The 15130-nt window shown below is 33.6% G+C and carries 15 protein-coding genes and 1 tRNA gene; 3 read left to right on the top strand and 13 right to left on the bottom strand.

Annotated elements, in window-relative coordinates; genetic code table 11:
* Positions 1–51 precede the first annotated feature (51 nt).
* On the top strand, positions 52–1470 hold the full coding sequence (gene lpdA / locus KW2_RS00235; RefSeq protein ID WP_010905074.1) for a dihydrolipoyl dehydrogenase: 1419 nt from the start codon (positions 52–54) through the stop codon (positions 1468–1470).
* Between the two features lie 30 nt (positions 1471–1500).
* On the opposite strand, the gene KW2_RS00230 is transcribed toward lpdA, so the two are convergent.
* The 6 genes from KW2_RS00230 to KW2_RS00205 form a co-directional block, all read right to left on the bottom strand.
* Positions 1501–2736: an MFS transporter gene (locus KW2_RS00230; RefSeq protein ID WP_021036518.1), complete on the bottom strand. Its 1236-nt coding sequence runs from the start codon at positions 2734–2736 to the stop codon at positions 1501–1503.
* A gap of 111 nt (positions 2737–2847) precedes the next feature.
* Positions 2848–3729: an Rgg/GadR/MutR family transcriptional regulator gene (locus tag KW2_RS00225; protein ID WP_021036517.1), complete on the bottom strand. Its 882-nt coding sequence runs from the start codon at positions 3727–3729 to the stop codon at positions 2848–2850.
* Positions 3730–3842: 113 nt separating this feature from the next.
* A complete protein-coding gene (gene recO, locus KW2_RS00220) occupies positions 3843–4598 on the bottom strand; it encodes a DNA repair protein RecO (RefSeq protein ID WP_011834171.1) in 756 nt (251 codons plus the stop codon).
* A gap of 97 nt (positions 4599–4695) precedes the next feature.
* Complete coding sequence (locus KW2_RS00215) at positions 4696–5871, bottom strand: pyridoxal phosphate-dependent aminotransferase (RefSeq protein ID WP_021036516.1); 1176 nt, start codon at positions 5869–5871, stop codon at positions 4696–4698.
* Between the two features lie 147 nt (positions 5872–6018).
* Positions 6019–6091, bottom strand: a tRNA-Lys gene (locus tag KW2_RS00210).
* A 108-nt stretch (positions 6092–6199) separates the two neighbouring features.
* Positions 6200–6721, bottom strand: a complete 522-nt coding sequence (locus tag KW2_RS00205) for a GNAT family N-acetyltransferase (protein WP_011834169.1) — start codon at positions 6719–6721, stop codon at positions 6200–6202.
* A 209-nt stretch (positions 6722–6930) separates the two neighbouring features.
* Between KW2_RS00205 and KW2_RS00200 the strand changes: the two genes are divergently transcribed.
* On the top strand, positions 6931–8553 hold the full coding sequence (locus tag KW2_RS00200; RefSeq protein WP_021036515.1) for a SulP family inorganic anion transporter: 1623 nt from the start codon (positions 6931–6933) through the stop codon (positions 8551–8553).
* A gap of 92 nt (positions 8554–8645) precedes the next feature.
* On the opposite strand, the gene KW2_RS00195 is transcribed toward KW2_RS00200, so the two are convergent.
* From KW2_RS00195 to KW2_RS00170, 6 genes are all read right to left on the bottom strand, one after another.
* The gene (locus KW2_RS00195; protein ID WP_011675109.1) at positions 8646–8888 is read right to left on the bottom strand and encodes a TM2 domain-containing protein; all 243 of its coding nucleotides are present in this window, start codon (positions 8886–8888) and stop codon (positions 8646–8648) included.
* Positions 8889–8972: 84 nt separating this feature from the next.
* Complete coding sequence (locus tag KW2_RS00190) at positions 8973–9521, bottom strand: GNAT family N-acetyltransferase (RefSeq protein WP_231721869.1); 549 nt, start codon at positions 9519–9521, stop codon at positions 8973–8975.
* A 341-nt stretch (positions 9522–9862) separates the two neighbouring features.
* Positions 9863–10021 carry a hypothetical protein gene (locus KW2_RS00185; protein WP_011675106.1) on the bottom strand — a complete coding sequence of 53 codons (159 nt, stop codon included), beginning with the start codon at positions 10019–10021 and terminating at the stop codon, positions 9863–9865.
* Between the two features lie 120 nt (positions 10022–10141).
* On the bottom strand, positions 10142–10453 hold the full coding sequence (locus KW2_RS00180) for a DUF1648 domain-containing protein (RefSeq protein WP_244878752.1): 312 nt from the start codon (positions 10451–10453) through the stop codon (positions 10142–10144).
* Positions 10454–10532: 79 nt separating this feature from the next.
* Complete coding sequence (locus KW2_RS00175) at positions 10533–11024, bottom strand: hypothetical protein (RefSeq protein ID WP_021036512.1); 492 nt, start codon at positions 11022–11024, stop codon at positions 10533–10535.
* A gap of 404 nt (positions 11025–11428) precedes the next feature.
* Complete coding sequence (locus KW2_RS00170; RefSeq protein ID WP_021036511.1) at positions 11429–11794, bottom strand: hypothetical protein; 366 nt, start codon at positions 11792–11794, stop codon at positions 11429–11431.
* Positions 11795–12487: 693 nt separating this feature from the next.
* On the opposite strand from KW2_RS00170, the gene KW2_RS00165 reads away from it, so the two are divergent.
* On the top strand, positions 12488–13270 hold the full coding sequence (locus KW2_RS00165; RefSeq protein ID WP_021036510.1) for an alpha/beta hydrolase: 783 nt from the start codon (positions 12488–12490) through the stop codon (positions 13268–13270).
* A gap of 661 nt (positions 13271–13931) precedes the next feature.
* Here KW2_RS00165 and KW2_RS00155 read toward each other — a convergent pair.
* Positions 13932–15098 (bottom strand): mannitol-1-phosphate 5-dehydrogenase, encoded by a 1167-nt coding sequence (locus KW2_RS00155; protein WP_021036509.1) that lies wholly within the window; start codon positions 15096–15098, stop codon positions 13932–13934.
* Positions 15099–15130: the final 32 nt, after the last annotated feature.

Below are 15130 nucleotides of genomic sequence, written 5' to 3'. Positions count from 1 at the left end.
CGTTGTAAACCCTAGTTGACATTGAAGTTTACAAGAAAAGAGGAATAAAAAATGGTTGTTGGTGCACAAGCAACAGAAGTTGATTTGGTTGTTATTGGTTCAGGCCCTGGCGGTTATGTTGCGGCCATCCGTGCGGCTGAACTTGGTAAAAAAGTTACGATTATTGAAAAAGATAATGTCGGTGGGGTTTGTTTAAATATTGGATGTATCCCATCAAAAGCATTGATTAATATCGGTCATCATTATCAAGAATCTTTGGAAGAAGAAAAGGGTGAAAATCCTTTTGGACTTTCTGTCGGAAATGTTAAATTAAACTGGGAATCTGCCCAAAAATGGAAACAAGATAAAGTTGTCAACCAGTTGACAGGTGGCGTTAAAATGCTACTTAAAAAACACAAAGTTGATGTAATTCAAGGAACAGCTGAGTTTATTGATAACAATACAATCAATGTTGAACAAGAAGATGGTTTCCAACTTTTGCAGTTCAACGATGTAATTATCTCAACTGGTTCACGTCCTATTGAAATCCCATCTTTCCCATTTGGTGGTCGTATTATTGACTCAACAGGTGCTTTGTCACTTCCAGAAGTGCCTAAACATTTGATTATTGTTGGGGGTGGCGTTATTGGTTCTGAGCTTGGTGGAGCTTACCGCATGCTCGGTTCTAAGATTACAATTGTTGAAGGCTTGGACCACATTTTAAACGGTTTTGATAAAGAAATGTCTGATATCATTGCGAATCGTGTGAAATCTGCTGGTTCTGAAATCTTTACATCGGCGATGGCTAAATCAGCTACTCAAACCGATAAAGATGTGACTTTAACTTTTGAAGTTGACGGAAAAGAACAAACAGTAACTGGTGATTACTTACTCGTTTCTGTTGGACGTCGTCCAAATACTGATTTGATTGGCTTGAACAATACTGATGTCAAATTGACTGACCGTGGTTTGATTGAAGTTGACGATTCTTATGCAACTAATGTTCCTCATATTTACGCGATTGGTGATGTGGTTCCTGGACCAATGCTCGCACACAAAGCTTCTTTCCAAGCTAAAGTTGCTGCAGCGGCCATTGCTGGAGCTGAAGACGACGTGGACTTGCACGTTGCTTTGCCAGCCGTTGCTTATACAACAACTGAACTAGCAACAGTTGGAGAAACGCCTGAATCAGTTAAAGACCGTAAAGATGTCAAGATCTCTAAGTTCCCATTTGCTGCAAATGGTCGTGCCATTTCAATGAATGATACCACTGGTTTCTTACGTTTGATTACCGAAACTAAAGAAGGTGCCTTAATTGGTGCTCAAATCGTTGGTCCTGGCGCATCTGACTTGATCTCTGGTTTGTCACTAGCGATTGAAAATGGTTTGACTTCTAAAGATATCTCATTGACTATCCAACCTCACCCAACACTTGGTGAAGCGATTATGGATACAGCTGAATTGGCTGATGGCTTGCCAATTCACGTTTAAAATAAGAAAAATCACTGACGAAATAATCTGTCAGTGATTTTTTTTGAATAAATTTATAAAAGTAGGACTAATTAAAGCAATAAAACAGATGAAAGCAATAATATAAAAAGTTAAACTAAGACCAATAAGATTAGCCAAAGCCACAAATACTAAAACTCCCATCGAACTTGCTGTTGCAAAAAATGTTGAAATTCCTCCCCGAATGGTCGCCAAATCTTCTTTTGGAATAATCTGAAAGATAATACTTGTAAGTTTCGGATTAACCTTAGCAAAACAATATCCGATAGCGAAAAATAGTGCAATAGACACGAGTCCAAAAGACATAAGGAATAAAGAAAACAAGATAAGCAGTCCCAAAACTAATTTCAATATAAAGCTTAAGTTCTTTTTTTGAAAAAAATCGTGCATAAAAAACGATGATATGAAGACACCTAAAGAAAATGAAAGGCTAAATACAGTAACAGCCAATCCAAAGTTATGACCAAATGGATTGTGGTGCACCATTGCTAGGTCAATCAATGGTAAAATTCCATTAATTGAAAAATTAATAATCAGTATGATAATAATAAGAGAAATTGCTGACGTCGTCCCCTCAACTTTGAATACTTTTATAATTTGCAAGAGTGTTTCCTTGAGTGAAAAATGAAATTTTCCTCCGTCAGGTTTTTTTGTAACTTCTATGTACAGATATTTTCTACTCTCAAATAAGACTATTCCTGATATAAAGTACAAACCAGCATTCACCAGAGCCAACATGGAAAAAGAATTTCCTAAAATAGCCAAAAGTGCTAGACCAATTGGTTTTCCGACAATTCCAATCAAAGAACTTGCGCCCTGTATTAACCCGTAAGCAGGTTGAATATCATCTGATGATACACGACTTTGCATAATCGGTAATTCCAAGCCGTCTTTATACATAGCAAGGAGTTCATCTACCAAATTGACCAGAATACAGAACAAAAAAACAAAAAATGAACGTTGTTCAATGGCAAAAGCGACGCCGATAAACAAGATTGTCTGAATCCAAGACGTCATAAATAGCGCACGCTTTTTATCCTTAGTGCGGTCCGCCAAATAACCCATATAAGCATTAAAAAACGTGGGAATTACCATAAATAAGGCCACAAGAGAAATATAAAACTTACTATTAGGATAAGTTGAAGCATAAATAAGAAAAGCGAGAGCAAATAAATTACTCCCCGTTGTATTAAAGACACCACACAAAAAAAGCGAGCGAAAGGCTGAATTTTTAGTAATAAGTCGCATATCATTCACTCTAATCCTATCTCATAAGTAATCAAATTTTGCTTTTCTAACAAAAATGATTTTGTCTAAAATCATTCTATCACTCCATTTTTCAAAACGAAAAAACGTCACTTATTTGTGACGCTTTTCTCTCATATAACTTGCCGCGTTGTCATAACCTAATTTTTCATACATAATGGCTAAATTTTCAAAAATCTGATTTCCTTTTTCTATATTACCAATCAAAAATTGATAATTTCCTTCAACAAATAGATACTCTTTACGAGAATAAACGTCAACAATCGGACTTTCAATCAATTTTTCATAACTATTTAGAAGTATTTCAGCTTGCTCCACCTGAGATTTTTCAATAAAATAATTGGTACAATCTCGAATAACGAGGGTGACTTGAGTTTTATTTTCTGGTATTTTTCGATAAAACTTTGTCCGTTTAATCAGCTCTTTTGAAAACTCAAAAACAAGAGTTTCAGGTAAAAAATAAATAAATTCGCTAAATAAAAAGAGTTCAGCCTCGCCCCATTCCAATATGGAAAATAGGTCATCACTAATATATTGAATTTCCTCTTCACTTATCTGATAAGATTTATAGTTTTTTTGTGCCAAAAATGACTTGTATTCTAAAGCATTCCAGTAATCGGCTTGTTTTTGAGTTTCCGCAAATCTGACTTCTAGTTCTTGATAAATTTTTTCAATTTCAGGCAAATTATCAAGTTCTTGTAATCGTCCAAGTTCTTCAAAAAGTGCTCGTCCACTCGGAAGATCATAATTTCTGACATGATAAAGATATTCTTCAAAAGAAAGTCCCATATTTTCAACTAAATCATAAATTTTTGTGAGTGTGATATCAGATTTACCAAGTTCAAAACGTGAAACTTGTTGCTTTGAAGTAATAAGATTTGGTGAATTCTCATAATCTCCTGCAACTTTGGCTAATGACAAATTTTTCGTTTCGCGAATTTCACGAAAAACTCTTCCCCATGATTTTGAGTCCATAAATTTTCCTCATTTTTTACTGACAGAAATATTTAGAGGTTTCTGTCAGTAATTTTAAGTTTTCCACTGTGGATAAATTTACTGACAGAACTTCCAGCGACTTATCCACAGGTTTATTTCATAATATCCGCCCAACCAGACATTCCGTCCAAGAATTTTTTGGATTTTAAATGAATCCCAACATATTCATCATAAAGTCCATCAATAAATTGACGAATTTTCGCTTTCATTTCTGCTTTTATCGAGATTTTTTTGAGTTCATCTAAAGATATTTCTTGAAAAAGATTGATTAAATAAATCACGTTAGGATCAAGATGACTTCTTCGCAAATCTTCATCGAAATGCCTTGGACAAAGGCAGCCACTAAATTTATAAGAAAAATCAAATGGTCCTACTGTTTTATGACAAAAAGCACATTCTGAAAAGTTCAATGAAACCCCAAAACGATGAAGAACTTGTAATTCAAAAATATTAGTCACGACTTCCATATCAAATCCTTGGTCTAAAAGTTCCAAACTTCGCTTTAGAAATCCATAAAGTGCTGGGTCGTATTGATTATCAGAAATGGCTGCATCAGCTAAACTTATGATATAAGAGGCATGAGCATTGATGAAAATATCTGCACTAATATTTTTATAAACAACGACTTCACTGACATCTTCGATAAAAGAAAATCCTCCGTCATTAATTGTTGCCGTCAATTTTCCATCAGTAAAAGCTTGTAAGGAACTGGCATAAGGAGATTTTCCAAAATTTTTGACAAAAAACATCCGCTTACCAAAAGACTCTGTAAAAATCTTGACCAATTTATCTTTTTCTTTGTAATTACGACTATAAAGTACTAAACCTTGAGTTTCGGCATCACGCATGATTTTCCCCTTTCAATAAGTTACTTCATTATATCAAAAAAATCACTGACAACTCTTGCAATTGCCATCAGTGATTTTAATTTTACTGACAGATTTCTCAGCCACGTTTTTTAGTTACATAATCTGTTAACCTTGCCATTGCCTGCTCAATGACATCCATTGAAGCCGCATAAGACAAGCGGACAAATCCCTCACCGTACTGACCAAAAGCAATACCGGGAATAATGGCAACTGCATTTTCTTTTGCAAAATCAACCGCAAACTTGAATGAATCTTGCTCCAAATCAGCTGGAATTTTTGCAAAAATGTAGAAAGCTCCATCTGGTTCAATAATTTTAAACCCAAGAGCTGACATTTTTTCAATAATATAATCACGACGTTTAAGATATTCTTTTTTCATCGGCAGGGCATCATCAGCTCCATTTTTTAAAGCCTCAATCGCAGCAAATTGAGACTGAGTGGAAGCCGAAGTCACCAAATATTGGTGCGTCTTAATAATCTGTGCCACTAATTCACGCGCCGCAAAGATTAATCCAATTCGCCAACCGGTCATCGCGTGTGACTTTGATAAACCATTAAGAACAATCGTTTGCTCAGGGGCATATTCAGCAATTGACACATGCGGTTGGTCAGTGTAATTTAATTCAGAATAAACCTCGTCAGCAATTACAAAAACTTCATGCTTTTTCAAAACCTCAGCTAGAGCCTTGATTTGTTCACGATTATAAGTTACTCCTGTAGGATTTGCGGGGTAATTCAAAATAACAGCTTTAACTTTTCCTTCACGCTCAATAATCGCTTGATCAAGCATCTCAGGCGTTAAAACAAAATCGTTAGCTCTGGTATCAATTTCAACCAAAGAACCACCAGCAAGCGTAATTAAAGGCTCATAGCCAGGGTATGCAGGGGCTGGAATCAAAACCTCATCACCCGCAACTAAAATTGACAGCAAAACACTAGAAATCGCTTCGGTCACTCCAACAGTGACTAATATTTCATCCTCAGCAGCATAAGATAAACCATATTTTTTTAACAAAAATTCACTAGCAGCCTGACGTAATTCTAATAAACCAGCCATTCCAGTATAATGACTTTGATTATTTTCAATCGCCGCAATTCCTGCTTGCTTGATATGTTCAGGTGTATAAAAATCAGGCTCTCCCAACGTCAACTTGATAATATCAGGGATAGATGAAACCTGTTGGTCAAATTGACGAATGAGTGAAATTTCAATTTTATCTAAATTAGGGTTAAATTTTTTTAATAAATCCATAAAACATCCTCTACTTACCATCCTGTTCTACTGACAGAAATCTTTTGACAATATTATACACTATTTTCAGACTATTTACTTTACTGACAAACCTGTCAGCAAAAAAAGCACTCTAAATTTTTAAAATTAGAGTGCTTTTACTATTTATGGCTCGGCAGGGGCTCGAACCCTGGACCCATAGATTAAGAGTCTACTGCTCTACCAACTGAGCTACCGGGCCAACTTACTAGCTTATTATACCGATTTATAGACCAAAATGCAAGAATTTTTATTATCTTGACTCAAAAATATCAAGCCAGCCCCCAAGAGTTTGAAAGACAGTTACTCCTTAGTTAAAGGCCTCTGAGTACTGAATCACTCCTGATTTTCCTTCTAATCTACCATCAATTAATTCTTTAATCATAAAGTTCTGATCTGGAACTTCAAAGGGTGCTTGGATTTGATATTGACTTGCTGGAACATAGCCAAATCTAGGATAATAACTTTCATGACCTAAAATGCTGATAAAGGAATAGTCCAAAATTTTGGCTCTTTTTTCAAGCTCTAATAGTATTGCAGCTCCAATTCCTTTTCCTTGATAGGCAGGCAAAACATCAAGAGGAGCTAATACCAAACCTTTAAAACTCTGACTCTGATTGACAATACTCACCTCACTTAAAAGCCCATGACCCGTGATTTTACCATCTTCAAAAGCAACAATTTCCAAATCTTTGATATAGCCTTCTTCATTACGAATTTTATCAACAAGTTCAGCCTCATTACCATAACCATGTTCTGACTGACTAAAAGATTCACGAATAAGTTCAGCAACTTCTTTATAGTCTTCTAAATTTATTGTTTTAATTATCATTATCTTCCTCTCCTAATAAAATCTCTATCATTATTTTAACAGTTATTCTTCAGTTTTTCATTAGATATTAGTAATAAATTTATTTTCTGGTTTTTTAATTACAAGAAATCTATCTAATCTTGATTTTATTTCGATTCCGATAATTATTTGATTAGATCACTTATCTCTGCTATCATAGAATATTGTGATAAAAAAATAAAGGAATTATTATGATTAAACAATTTTTAGGTATTATTAACTCAGAGTTCAAAGACTACAATCGACGAAAATTCTTGCAAGATTTGATGGCAGGAATTACCGTAGCAGCCGTTGCTCTCCCCTTAGCCCTTGCTTTTGGTGTGTCCAGTGGAACAACGGCAGCAGCCGGACTAATCACAGCGATTGTCGCGGGCCTAATTATTAGTTCCTTTTCTGGCGCCTTTTATCAAATCTCAGGCCCAACAGGAGCGATGGCCGCTATCTTAATATCACTCATTGGCAAATACGGAATGAATGGAATTTTTATAGCCACTTTCATGGCTGGAATCTTTCTCTTACTTGCTGGTATTTTCCGTTTAGGAAACCTTATCTCACTCATTCCATCTCCAGTCATTACAGGTTTTACTTCCGGAATTGCAATCATTATTGCCAGCGGACAAATTAAAAACTTTTTCGGGATTGAACACTTTACAGGTTCTTTTTTTGATTTAATGAAATTTATCGGAGGGTTACATATTGATTATCCCTCAACAATTATTGGACTTTTAACGATTTTATTAATGATTTTTTATCCCAAATCATGGGGGAAAAAATTTCCAGCTTCTTTATTGGCTATCCTTCTTTCAACCCTTGCGGTCCTTGCTTTAAAATTAAATGTCCCAGTCGTAGGAAAAATCCCTACAACACTCATTCCCCAAGCACATCTTCGTTTAACTGAAATAAATCTTCAAGATATGAAGACCCTCCTTATTCCAGCCATAAGCATCACCGTCCTTGGAATGACTGAAAGTCTCCTATGTGGAGCATCTGCTGGACGTGCTACTAACCATCCAATGGATAATAACCAAGAACTTGTCGCTCAAGGAATTGGGAACATTTTTATCCCCTTCTTCGGAGGTATTCCAGCTACAGCCGCAATCGCTCGAACAAGTGTGGCAATTAAGGCTGGAGCGCAAACTCGCTTAACTGGTATTATTCACGCACTCATTTTACTTTTATCAATGTTCTTGTTTGCCCCATTTATGACACACATCCCACTCAGTGCCCTTGCTGGTGTTCTTATCATGACTGCCCTAAGAATGAATGAATGGGAAGCAATTCGTTTCTTATTCAAAAATAAATTAAAGAGTGGGATGATTGAGTTTTTTGTAACTATGATTATTACGGTTATTTTTGATTTGAGTACTGCAATCTTAGCCGGAATCATCGTTGGCTTCTTACTTTTCATCTTAAAAATTTCCCAAATTGAAATTAACAGTTCTCAAATCGAACCCGAACGAATTAGTCAAAATCATCATGAAGTATTTAGCGAATGGACTGTCATTTATATCTCTGGCCCACTTTTCTTTTTAAATAGCAGTAAACTAAAACAGGTCATTGATGCCCTTCCTACAAACACAAACATTGTCCTCTCTCTAAGAGGTGTTCCAATGATTGATGTCACTTCCATTAAGTTACTAATTGATATTTATAGCCTTTTCCATGAAGAAAATCGCCAAATTGTCTTTGCTTCAATGAATGGTAAATTAAAAGAATCCTTTAGAAGAACAGGACTTATCAATCTGGTTGGTGAAGAAGCTATCTATCCAAGTGTCAATGAATTCCTTTTAGATTTGGTAGATAAAAAGAATTAAATAAAAAAATAGACCCATGATATGGATCTATTTTTTTATTTATAAATCAATCAGTAATTGTTCTGATAGAATACATTTAAAGAGACTTACTTTTATCTAGAGTAACCCCCGTTAATAAAAGTAATATCTTCCGTATCATTATAAGTACTGTAAGCTTTTACCATTGCTATAATCCAATCCACTAAAGACCAAATTCCAAGAGTAAATCCGTTGAATAACAATTTACAAATTCCAACTCCAATTTGTCCACGCATAAAACGATCGACTCCAAGTCCGCCAAATAGGAAACTTCCCAACCAGACAAATAGATGTTTATTGACTGTTTTCGTTGTCATAATAATAACTCCTGTCAGCTTTTATCGTGGCTCAGCGCTTGCACGTAGTTTGATTAAATCTTTAAATTAAAAATTTTGCTTAGATTATTTAGCTTTTTTTAGTAAGGTGTAGTTAATAAATTCTTGTCCTCTCAAATAAACAAGATTCTGTTTCAATTCTTGATAACCCATTTTTTCAAAAAAAGCTTTTGCTGTAATCGAAGAATTAACGCTAAACATAAGAGCCTGAGAACTTTTTTCCAAATCCTTTAACAATTGCTGACCAACTCCCTGCCGTTGATAATCTGCACTTATGTAAAACAAATCAATATAACCTCTATCATCAATATTACCAAAACCAACTATCTCATCTTGATTAACTACAAGCCTTGAATTCGTAGCCAACAAATTATCATTAAATCTTAGCTTATCGACTTTTGACCAAGCCTCTACTTGAGCTAAATCATAGTCAGCAATATTTATCTCAAAAATAGTCTTTTTAAAAAGCCTGATAATTTCTTCCAAATCTTTTGGCTCATAGTTTCTAATGATCAACAATATCCACTTTCTAGTCTCACTTATTATCTTCTTATCCAAATTTATCAACTCAGACACTTGATTTTTAAACAAGAAGCGATGATAAATCTGCTTCATTTAATATTATAACAGAAATCGCACGAATTATTTCATAAAGTTATATTTTGTCTGTTTTTGTAATATTAATTTTTATTCTTTCCTAAATCTTTAAATTAATAAATAAAAAAACACATAGAAATTAAACTATGGGTTTATAAAATCGAAAGATAGTTTTGGCACATATCCAGGTACAAACAAAGTTAGACTGACCTTTTATTGTGGTTGTCAGATAGGCACATTTTTGAGGTACTTTCATTTTACAAAAATATCTCAAGCAATAGATTAACAAAGGTTAATAACAAATGAAGCCAAAAACTATATTTTATAAGCATTTTATCAGTAGTTTGGCCCAAAAGGAATTAATTTAACGAAGGCAGAGAAATATTTTTTTCTTCAACGACCATTAATTGCCCATCTTCTAATTTTACGATACAACTATATTGATAATTTGATTCATCACCAAATATAACAGTAGCTTTCTGTCCATCAGATAATATGATGATGTCACCTTTTCTCATGATATAAATTCTTTCTCTTTTGTAAAAGCGGTTTTAATCAGCTTGACTTTGGGGCATACCTGCTAATATACTTGTTAAGCACTGACAGATATTGGCATAAAATTTATTTAGTGAATTATATTATAACATCTTGAAATAAAGATAGTAAACTCCTATCATCATAATTAGCAAGAAAGTCAGTATAACTATAGTAATTATTTCCGCTGATTCACTACTTGTTAATAATTTTTCTTGTGAAGATATTGATTTTCTTGACATGAAAGTTGGTAGAATCAAAAAAATTAATGGAAATATAAATATAGTTGCTTTGTTTCCCCAGTTACTAGGCTCAAACCTTAGTCCAAATTGGACAGGTATGATATTCGGTAAGTTCAAGTAAAGATATACTGAAAATGCAGTAAAGGGTATGACCAACAATAAGAAGAATATCATTATTTTTGAATAAATTCTATCGATTAAAATTAAAAATTTCATAGCTCATTTCCTTATTAGTTTATATCTAAAGCCTGAATTATTCATGTATAGGAACTGCATCCATAGATTTTACCGAGCGGGCAATGGGAACAACTCCCTTTCTTTCTTGTTCACTTTTAAAGCCTAACGTAATTTCAGAATTATCATCAGGGAGTTTTTTTGCAGCCTTTGAGACTAACTTTTGAAGTAAAATAATTTTATTTTTAGATTGCTTGTCCCCCAACCCTAATTCAATATAAGTATTTTTCAATTCTTTTGAATCATCATATTTCTCAGGAGCTATATTAATCATAACTCCCTTAGAAATATCAGCATTAGTGATATTGTGTTCAATTTTAAACACCCATTTATATTCGCTTTTATCTGCAAGTTCTGACTTTAAATCTGAAATAACTGAATCATATTTGCTGTTATCATTCTGCGATATTTTCGAACTAGAACTTTCGGACTTAAGTGCTTGATTAGTTGAGCATGCCGAAAGTAATAGGATAGAAAAAACAGCAAAACTAGACAATATAATTTTTTTCATAAAATACTCCCTCCCAGTTTTTAGTGACTGGGAACACCTAATTTTTCATTTTCACGCGCCCAAGCGCTTTTTATTTTGTATTCCTAAAATCTAGGACTGGGTAACAAATTCTTAAAACTTCAAAATAAATTTTACAAAAAAATAACCCAACACCCCGCCCAATATACCACCGATAAACATATAAATGATAATAAATTTATTTATCACTCCAGTTGTTAATTTAATTTTTTCTAACACTTTCAAATAAACTCATTTCTTAAATTTGATTTTTACTGAGATTAATAATTTTTATCCTGTTATGACAAACATTAACCGTTTTCCAAAAGAGGCTTCGGTGATGAAAATCATAGTAGGTCCAAAAGCTGTGATTCGTTTTGTGATTTTCAAACAAGTAGTCTGTAAGTTTATTTATATTTTTCTAAAAGTGAGCCTAGTTCTTTTCTCTGCGCACCATACCCTATCATTGTTTTATTGACTCTAAAATCAGGAACTTCGTTATCTTTAGTAGTCACAACCATTTTATAAGCAAGTAAACCTTTCTTAAAAGTGACCGATTGTATCTCTTCTTGAGGAATACTGATTATATCTCCTTCTATTTTCCCCATTGGAGTGATTGGTAATGTTAAAATTCCCGATTTATTGAATACAACTACCACATAGGCCCCCTGTGCTGAACTTATATTTGCCCAAATAATTTTTTCTGTTCCATCAAAGACTGCTTTTTCTTTTAGAAATGAAACAATTTCCTCCCGTTTTAAAATTAATCCCATTTTATTCTCCTTTTTTCAAAATACTTAAAAATATATAAGATGTGAACCTAAGTCAGGTATCCAACTGCTCACAATTAACCGTCTAGCCTTTCAAAGCTTCTATAACCTCTTTTTGGGGTTCTCAATCATTATTTATAGAAGAGTCTTCAATTCTTCTTAGTTCATTTATCACTCTCATTTTTGTTATCTTTCAAGTCTTTAAACTTTTGTTAGACATCTTTACATCCGTCAGCAAAATTTACTATTTCTGTTAAAGTGATAAGTTCAGATTACCTATTATGAGTTTTCTCACTTCTCACCCCGGCACCATAAGCAAGAGGATCTCTATCTGTTTTTCTCATACTTTGATTATATCCTAATATTTTACTACTTCCAAGTAAAACTTGCATAAATAATCAAGTTAATATTGAAATGATGAGTCTAAGAAAATTCAAATTAATAGCTGATACACTAAGCTACCTTACGAAATTTTTAGATATTATCACACAATTAGACATCCTTTTTAAAAAGCCGTATAATACAAGTATGTATACAATAGATTTCATAAAATTTTAAGGCTCTTGAAGTAATTTGTGAAAAATAATTAAATGTAATCTTAAAATTAGAAGCTTACATCAAAAAATTGTATGATATTAATATTATAAATGAATAGAGGTAGAAAAAATAAAACACAAAAAAATAATCATTATTACGATGATACTAGTGCTTGTTTTATCACTGATACTATCTTATGGCTCTATAAAATACAAATCTGAACAAAAAACGGCTCAAAACCAAGTTCCTTTCATACTAATTCCTGGAACTGGAGCAAACGGGGATCGATTTGATAGCTTCATGAATAAATTGATGAAGAAAGTCGGAAAAAGAGATGTCCTGAAAATTAATGTTAAGACCGATGGTACTACACAATATACATCTTCGTTGACTAAAAAATCTAATAATCCTTTTATTGTAATTAGTTTCTCAGATAGTTCCGAAAAAGGAGTAGACAAACAAGCAGAATGGACTGAAATAGCAATGAAAAAGGCCCATCAACTCTATTCCTTCAAAGCTTATAATGCATTAGGACATTCTAATGGAGGATTAGTTTGGACGATTTTCTTGGAAAAAGAAGCGCAAAAGCCAACCTCACAAATGAAAAACCTTATTACACTAGGAACACCATATAATTACCTCGATCCAAAAGCAAATCCTTATCCAGATAGAGCATCATTAACTGAAACAGATATGTTAAAACGGATGGTAAATAAAAGAGAAAAAATCCCACATAACTTGAAAATGATTTCAATTGCCGGAAATTATAAAGATAACAGTGATGGCGTTGTTCCTCTGACTAGTGCACTTTCAAGTAGTAAAATATATAAAAAAGAAATCGACAGCTATAGTGAAAAAATAGTTAGTGGAAGTAATGCACAGCATGACCAACTAACAGAAAATCAAGAAATTATTGATTATATTGTTCATAAATTCTATTAACTTTCATGCTTGTTTTTTCAATTTTTGTATAGAAGGGGAAAAAACTGAGAAAATTAATTTCATCATATTTAAAAGTGAAAAATAAACGGTTAAAGCCTCTTTTTCCGTTTTTTTATAGCGATTTTTTCAAAAATACAGTTATAAAAATAGCTGCGATATCTTTTCTGAAATCAAAATCTCTCACCCATAGGAAGAGCAAAATTATTTTATTACAAGAACCAAAAAAAGCCGCATATCATTGATATACAGCCTCTTGTCTGACGAAAATTACTATTTTTTATTATATAAATTTACTGAGATTTGGTGGACATCATTTTTTCAAACAACCTATTAAAAATTTTTTTACAGGTTTTTGAGGTTTTACGAGTACACAAAAAAACACTGATTGAATGCCGTGTGCTCCTCCGTGTATTGAACCCGCTAAAACGCTAGGTGGGTGTTCTCGCTTCGCATCAGCTTCCCCTACTTTCGTTCGAGGTATTACGCTACCGAATGTCTCATGAACCCCTATGCAATACAAATATAGTCGGTCAAAAAAATGAAAGAGCTCGCACATTCCAGTGCTTTTTCTATGGTTCTATAATAACACTTTTTATCTTTTTTTTCAAGAGAAAGCGGTTAAATTTCAAGTCAGAAAATCCATTGATAAAATATTCTCTGTCTACTTGCTGTCATTTTTATATTTCTTAATCACTAGTTCAATTTCCAAAATTATTTTTTTATTTGATAGGCCAGTGACTTCTTCAATAAGCCTTTGAAGATCCATTGTGCTAAGCTTTTCTTGAAGTTGAACTGACTGACTATCATTTTCATCCTGGTAAGCAAAAATTTTTCCAACAATATCTAAATGATTTTGATAAGAGAGACCACGTTCATTTAATTCACGAATAGGGCGAATAAAGCGTTCGTCATAACCTAACTTTCGAATAGGTGTTCGTGCAACCCGCGTCACCTCATCAATAATTTTTGGATTAGCAAAGCGAGAGATAATCATTTGATGATAGCTCATCAAATCTTCTTCCGTAAAATATTGGGGCCATTTGGCTAAAAGTAAAGCGCGTGTTTCTTTCTGTACACCCTTTAAAGCACTTAAAATCTCTTTGTGCTGTAAACCTTCCAAAATTGTTTTATAACCTTTATATGCGCTAGAATAAGCGACTGTAGCATGTCCTGAGTTTACAGAGAAAAGTTTACGCTCTATGAAAGGTTCAAGATTACTGGCATAATGAACGCCTTCAAGTTTAAAACTTTTATTTTTTATCTGACTCTCGTCAATCACCCACTCACAAAAGGGCTCTACTTCAACATAAAGAAGATCTTCATGCTTTTGACCAGGTACAATGCGGTCAACGGCAGCATTGGGAAACCCTATGTAATTTGCAAGGTAAACTTTATCAGAGTCTGATAAATATTCAGCCACCTTCTTTTCTAAAAACTCTGAGCCCCCAATCATATTTTCACAAGCAATAATATCTATTTGGACTTGCTTATTCTCTTCTTTACGTTTTTGAATGCCTTTGGCAACAAGCTCAGCAATATAAGGCAAAATATTTGGTCCAATTGCTGTCGTTACTATATCAGCTTGAGCAATTGCCTCAATTACATCCTCAGGATTTTCACCATTGTTAATCCCAAATACTCCTGAAACAGAAATTTTTTCAGGACTACTACTTGCGATACCAATTTCATAAGAATGTCGAGTATTAAGTTCATCAATTATCGCCTTATTCGTGTCAACGAAGTAAATCTCAAAGCCATTTTTACTTAGAATTTCCCCAATAAAACCACGACCAATATTTCCTGCACCAAAATGTACTGCTTTTTTCATCTTACTTACTGCTCCTTTATTTAGATAGTAAA

Origin of the sequence: Lactococcus cremoris subsp. cremoris KW2, assembly GCF_000468955.1 — a bacterium.
Taxonomy (GTDB): Bacteria; Bacillota; Bacilli; order Lactobacillales; family Streptococcaceae; genus Lactococcus; species Lactococcus cremoris.
Note: the sequence above shows the minus strand (reverse complement) of the source record. Positions and strands in the feature narration are given on the sequence as shown.

Bases quoted from the DNA above. Each gene is read 5' to 3' on its own strand.
- lpdA (WP_010905074.1), top strand. From the start codon at position 52: ATGGTTGTTGGTGCACAAGCAACAGAAGTTGATTTGGTTGTTATTGGT.
- KW2_RS00230 (WP_021036518.1), bottom strand. From the start codon at position 2,736: ATGCGACTTATTACTAAAAATTCAGCCTTTCGCTCGCTTTTTTTGTGT.
- KW2_RS00225 (WP_021036517.1), bottom strand. From the start codon at position 3,729: ATGGACTCAAAATCATGGGGAAGAGTTTTTCGTGAAATTCGCGAAACG.
- recO (WP_011834171.1), bottom strand. From the start codon at position 4,598: ATGCGTGATGCCGAAACTCAAGGTTTAGTACTTTATAGTCGTAATTAC.
- KW2_RS00215 (WP_021036516.1), bottom strand. From the start codon at position 5,871: ATGGATTTATTAAAAAAATTTAACCCTAATTTAGATAAAATTGAAATT.
- KW2_RS00205 (WP_011834169.1), bottom strand. From the start codon at position 6,721: ATGATAATTAAAACAATAAATTTAGAAGACTATAAAGAAGTTGCTGAA.
- KW2_RS00200 (WP_021036515.1), top strand. From the start codon at position 6,931: ATGATTAAACAATTTTTAGGTATTATTAACTCAGAGTTCAAAGACTAC.
- KW2_RS00195 (WP_011675109.1), bottom strand. From the start codon at position 8,888: ATGACAACGAAAACAGTCAATAAACATCTATTTGTCTGGTTGGGAAGT.
- KW2_RS00190 (WP_231721869.1), bottom strand. From the start codon at position 9,521: ATGAAGCAGATTTATCATCGCTTCTTGTTTAAAAATCAAGTGTCTGAG.
- KW2_RS00185 (WP_011675106.1), bottom strand. From the start codon at position 10,021: ATGAGAAAAGGTGACATCATCATATTATCTGATGGACAGAAAGCTACT.
- KW2_RS00180 (WP_244878752.1), bottom strand. From the start codon at position 10,453: ATGATATTCTTCTTATTGTTGGTCATACCCTTTACTGCATTTTCAGTA.
- KW2_RS00175 (WP_021036512.1), bottom strand. From the start codon at position 11,024: ATGAAAAAAATTATATTGTCTAGTTTTGCTGTTTTTTCTATCCTATTA.
- KW2_RS00170 (WP_021036511.1), bottom strand. From the start codon at position 11,794: ATGGGATTAATTTTAAAACGGGAGGAAATTGTTTCATTTCTAAAAGAA.
- KW2_RS00165 (WP_021036510.1), top strand. From the start codon at position 12,488: ATGATACTAGTGCTTGTTTTATCACTGATACTATCTTATGGCTCTATA.
- KW2_RS00155 (WP_021036509.1), bottom strand. From the start codon at position 15,098: ATGAAAAAAGCAGTACATTTTGGTGCAGGAAATATTGGTCGTGGTTTT.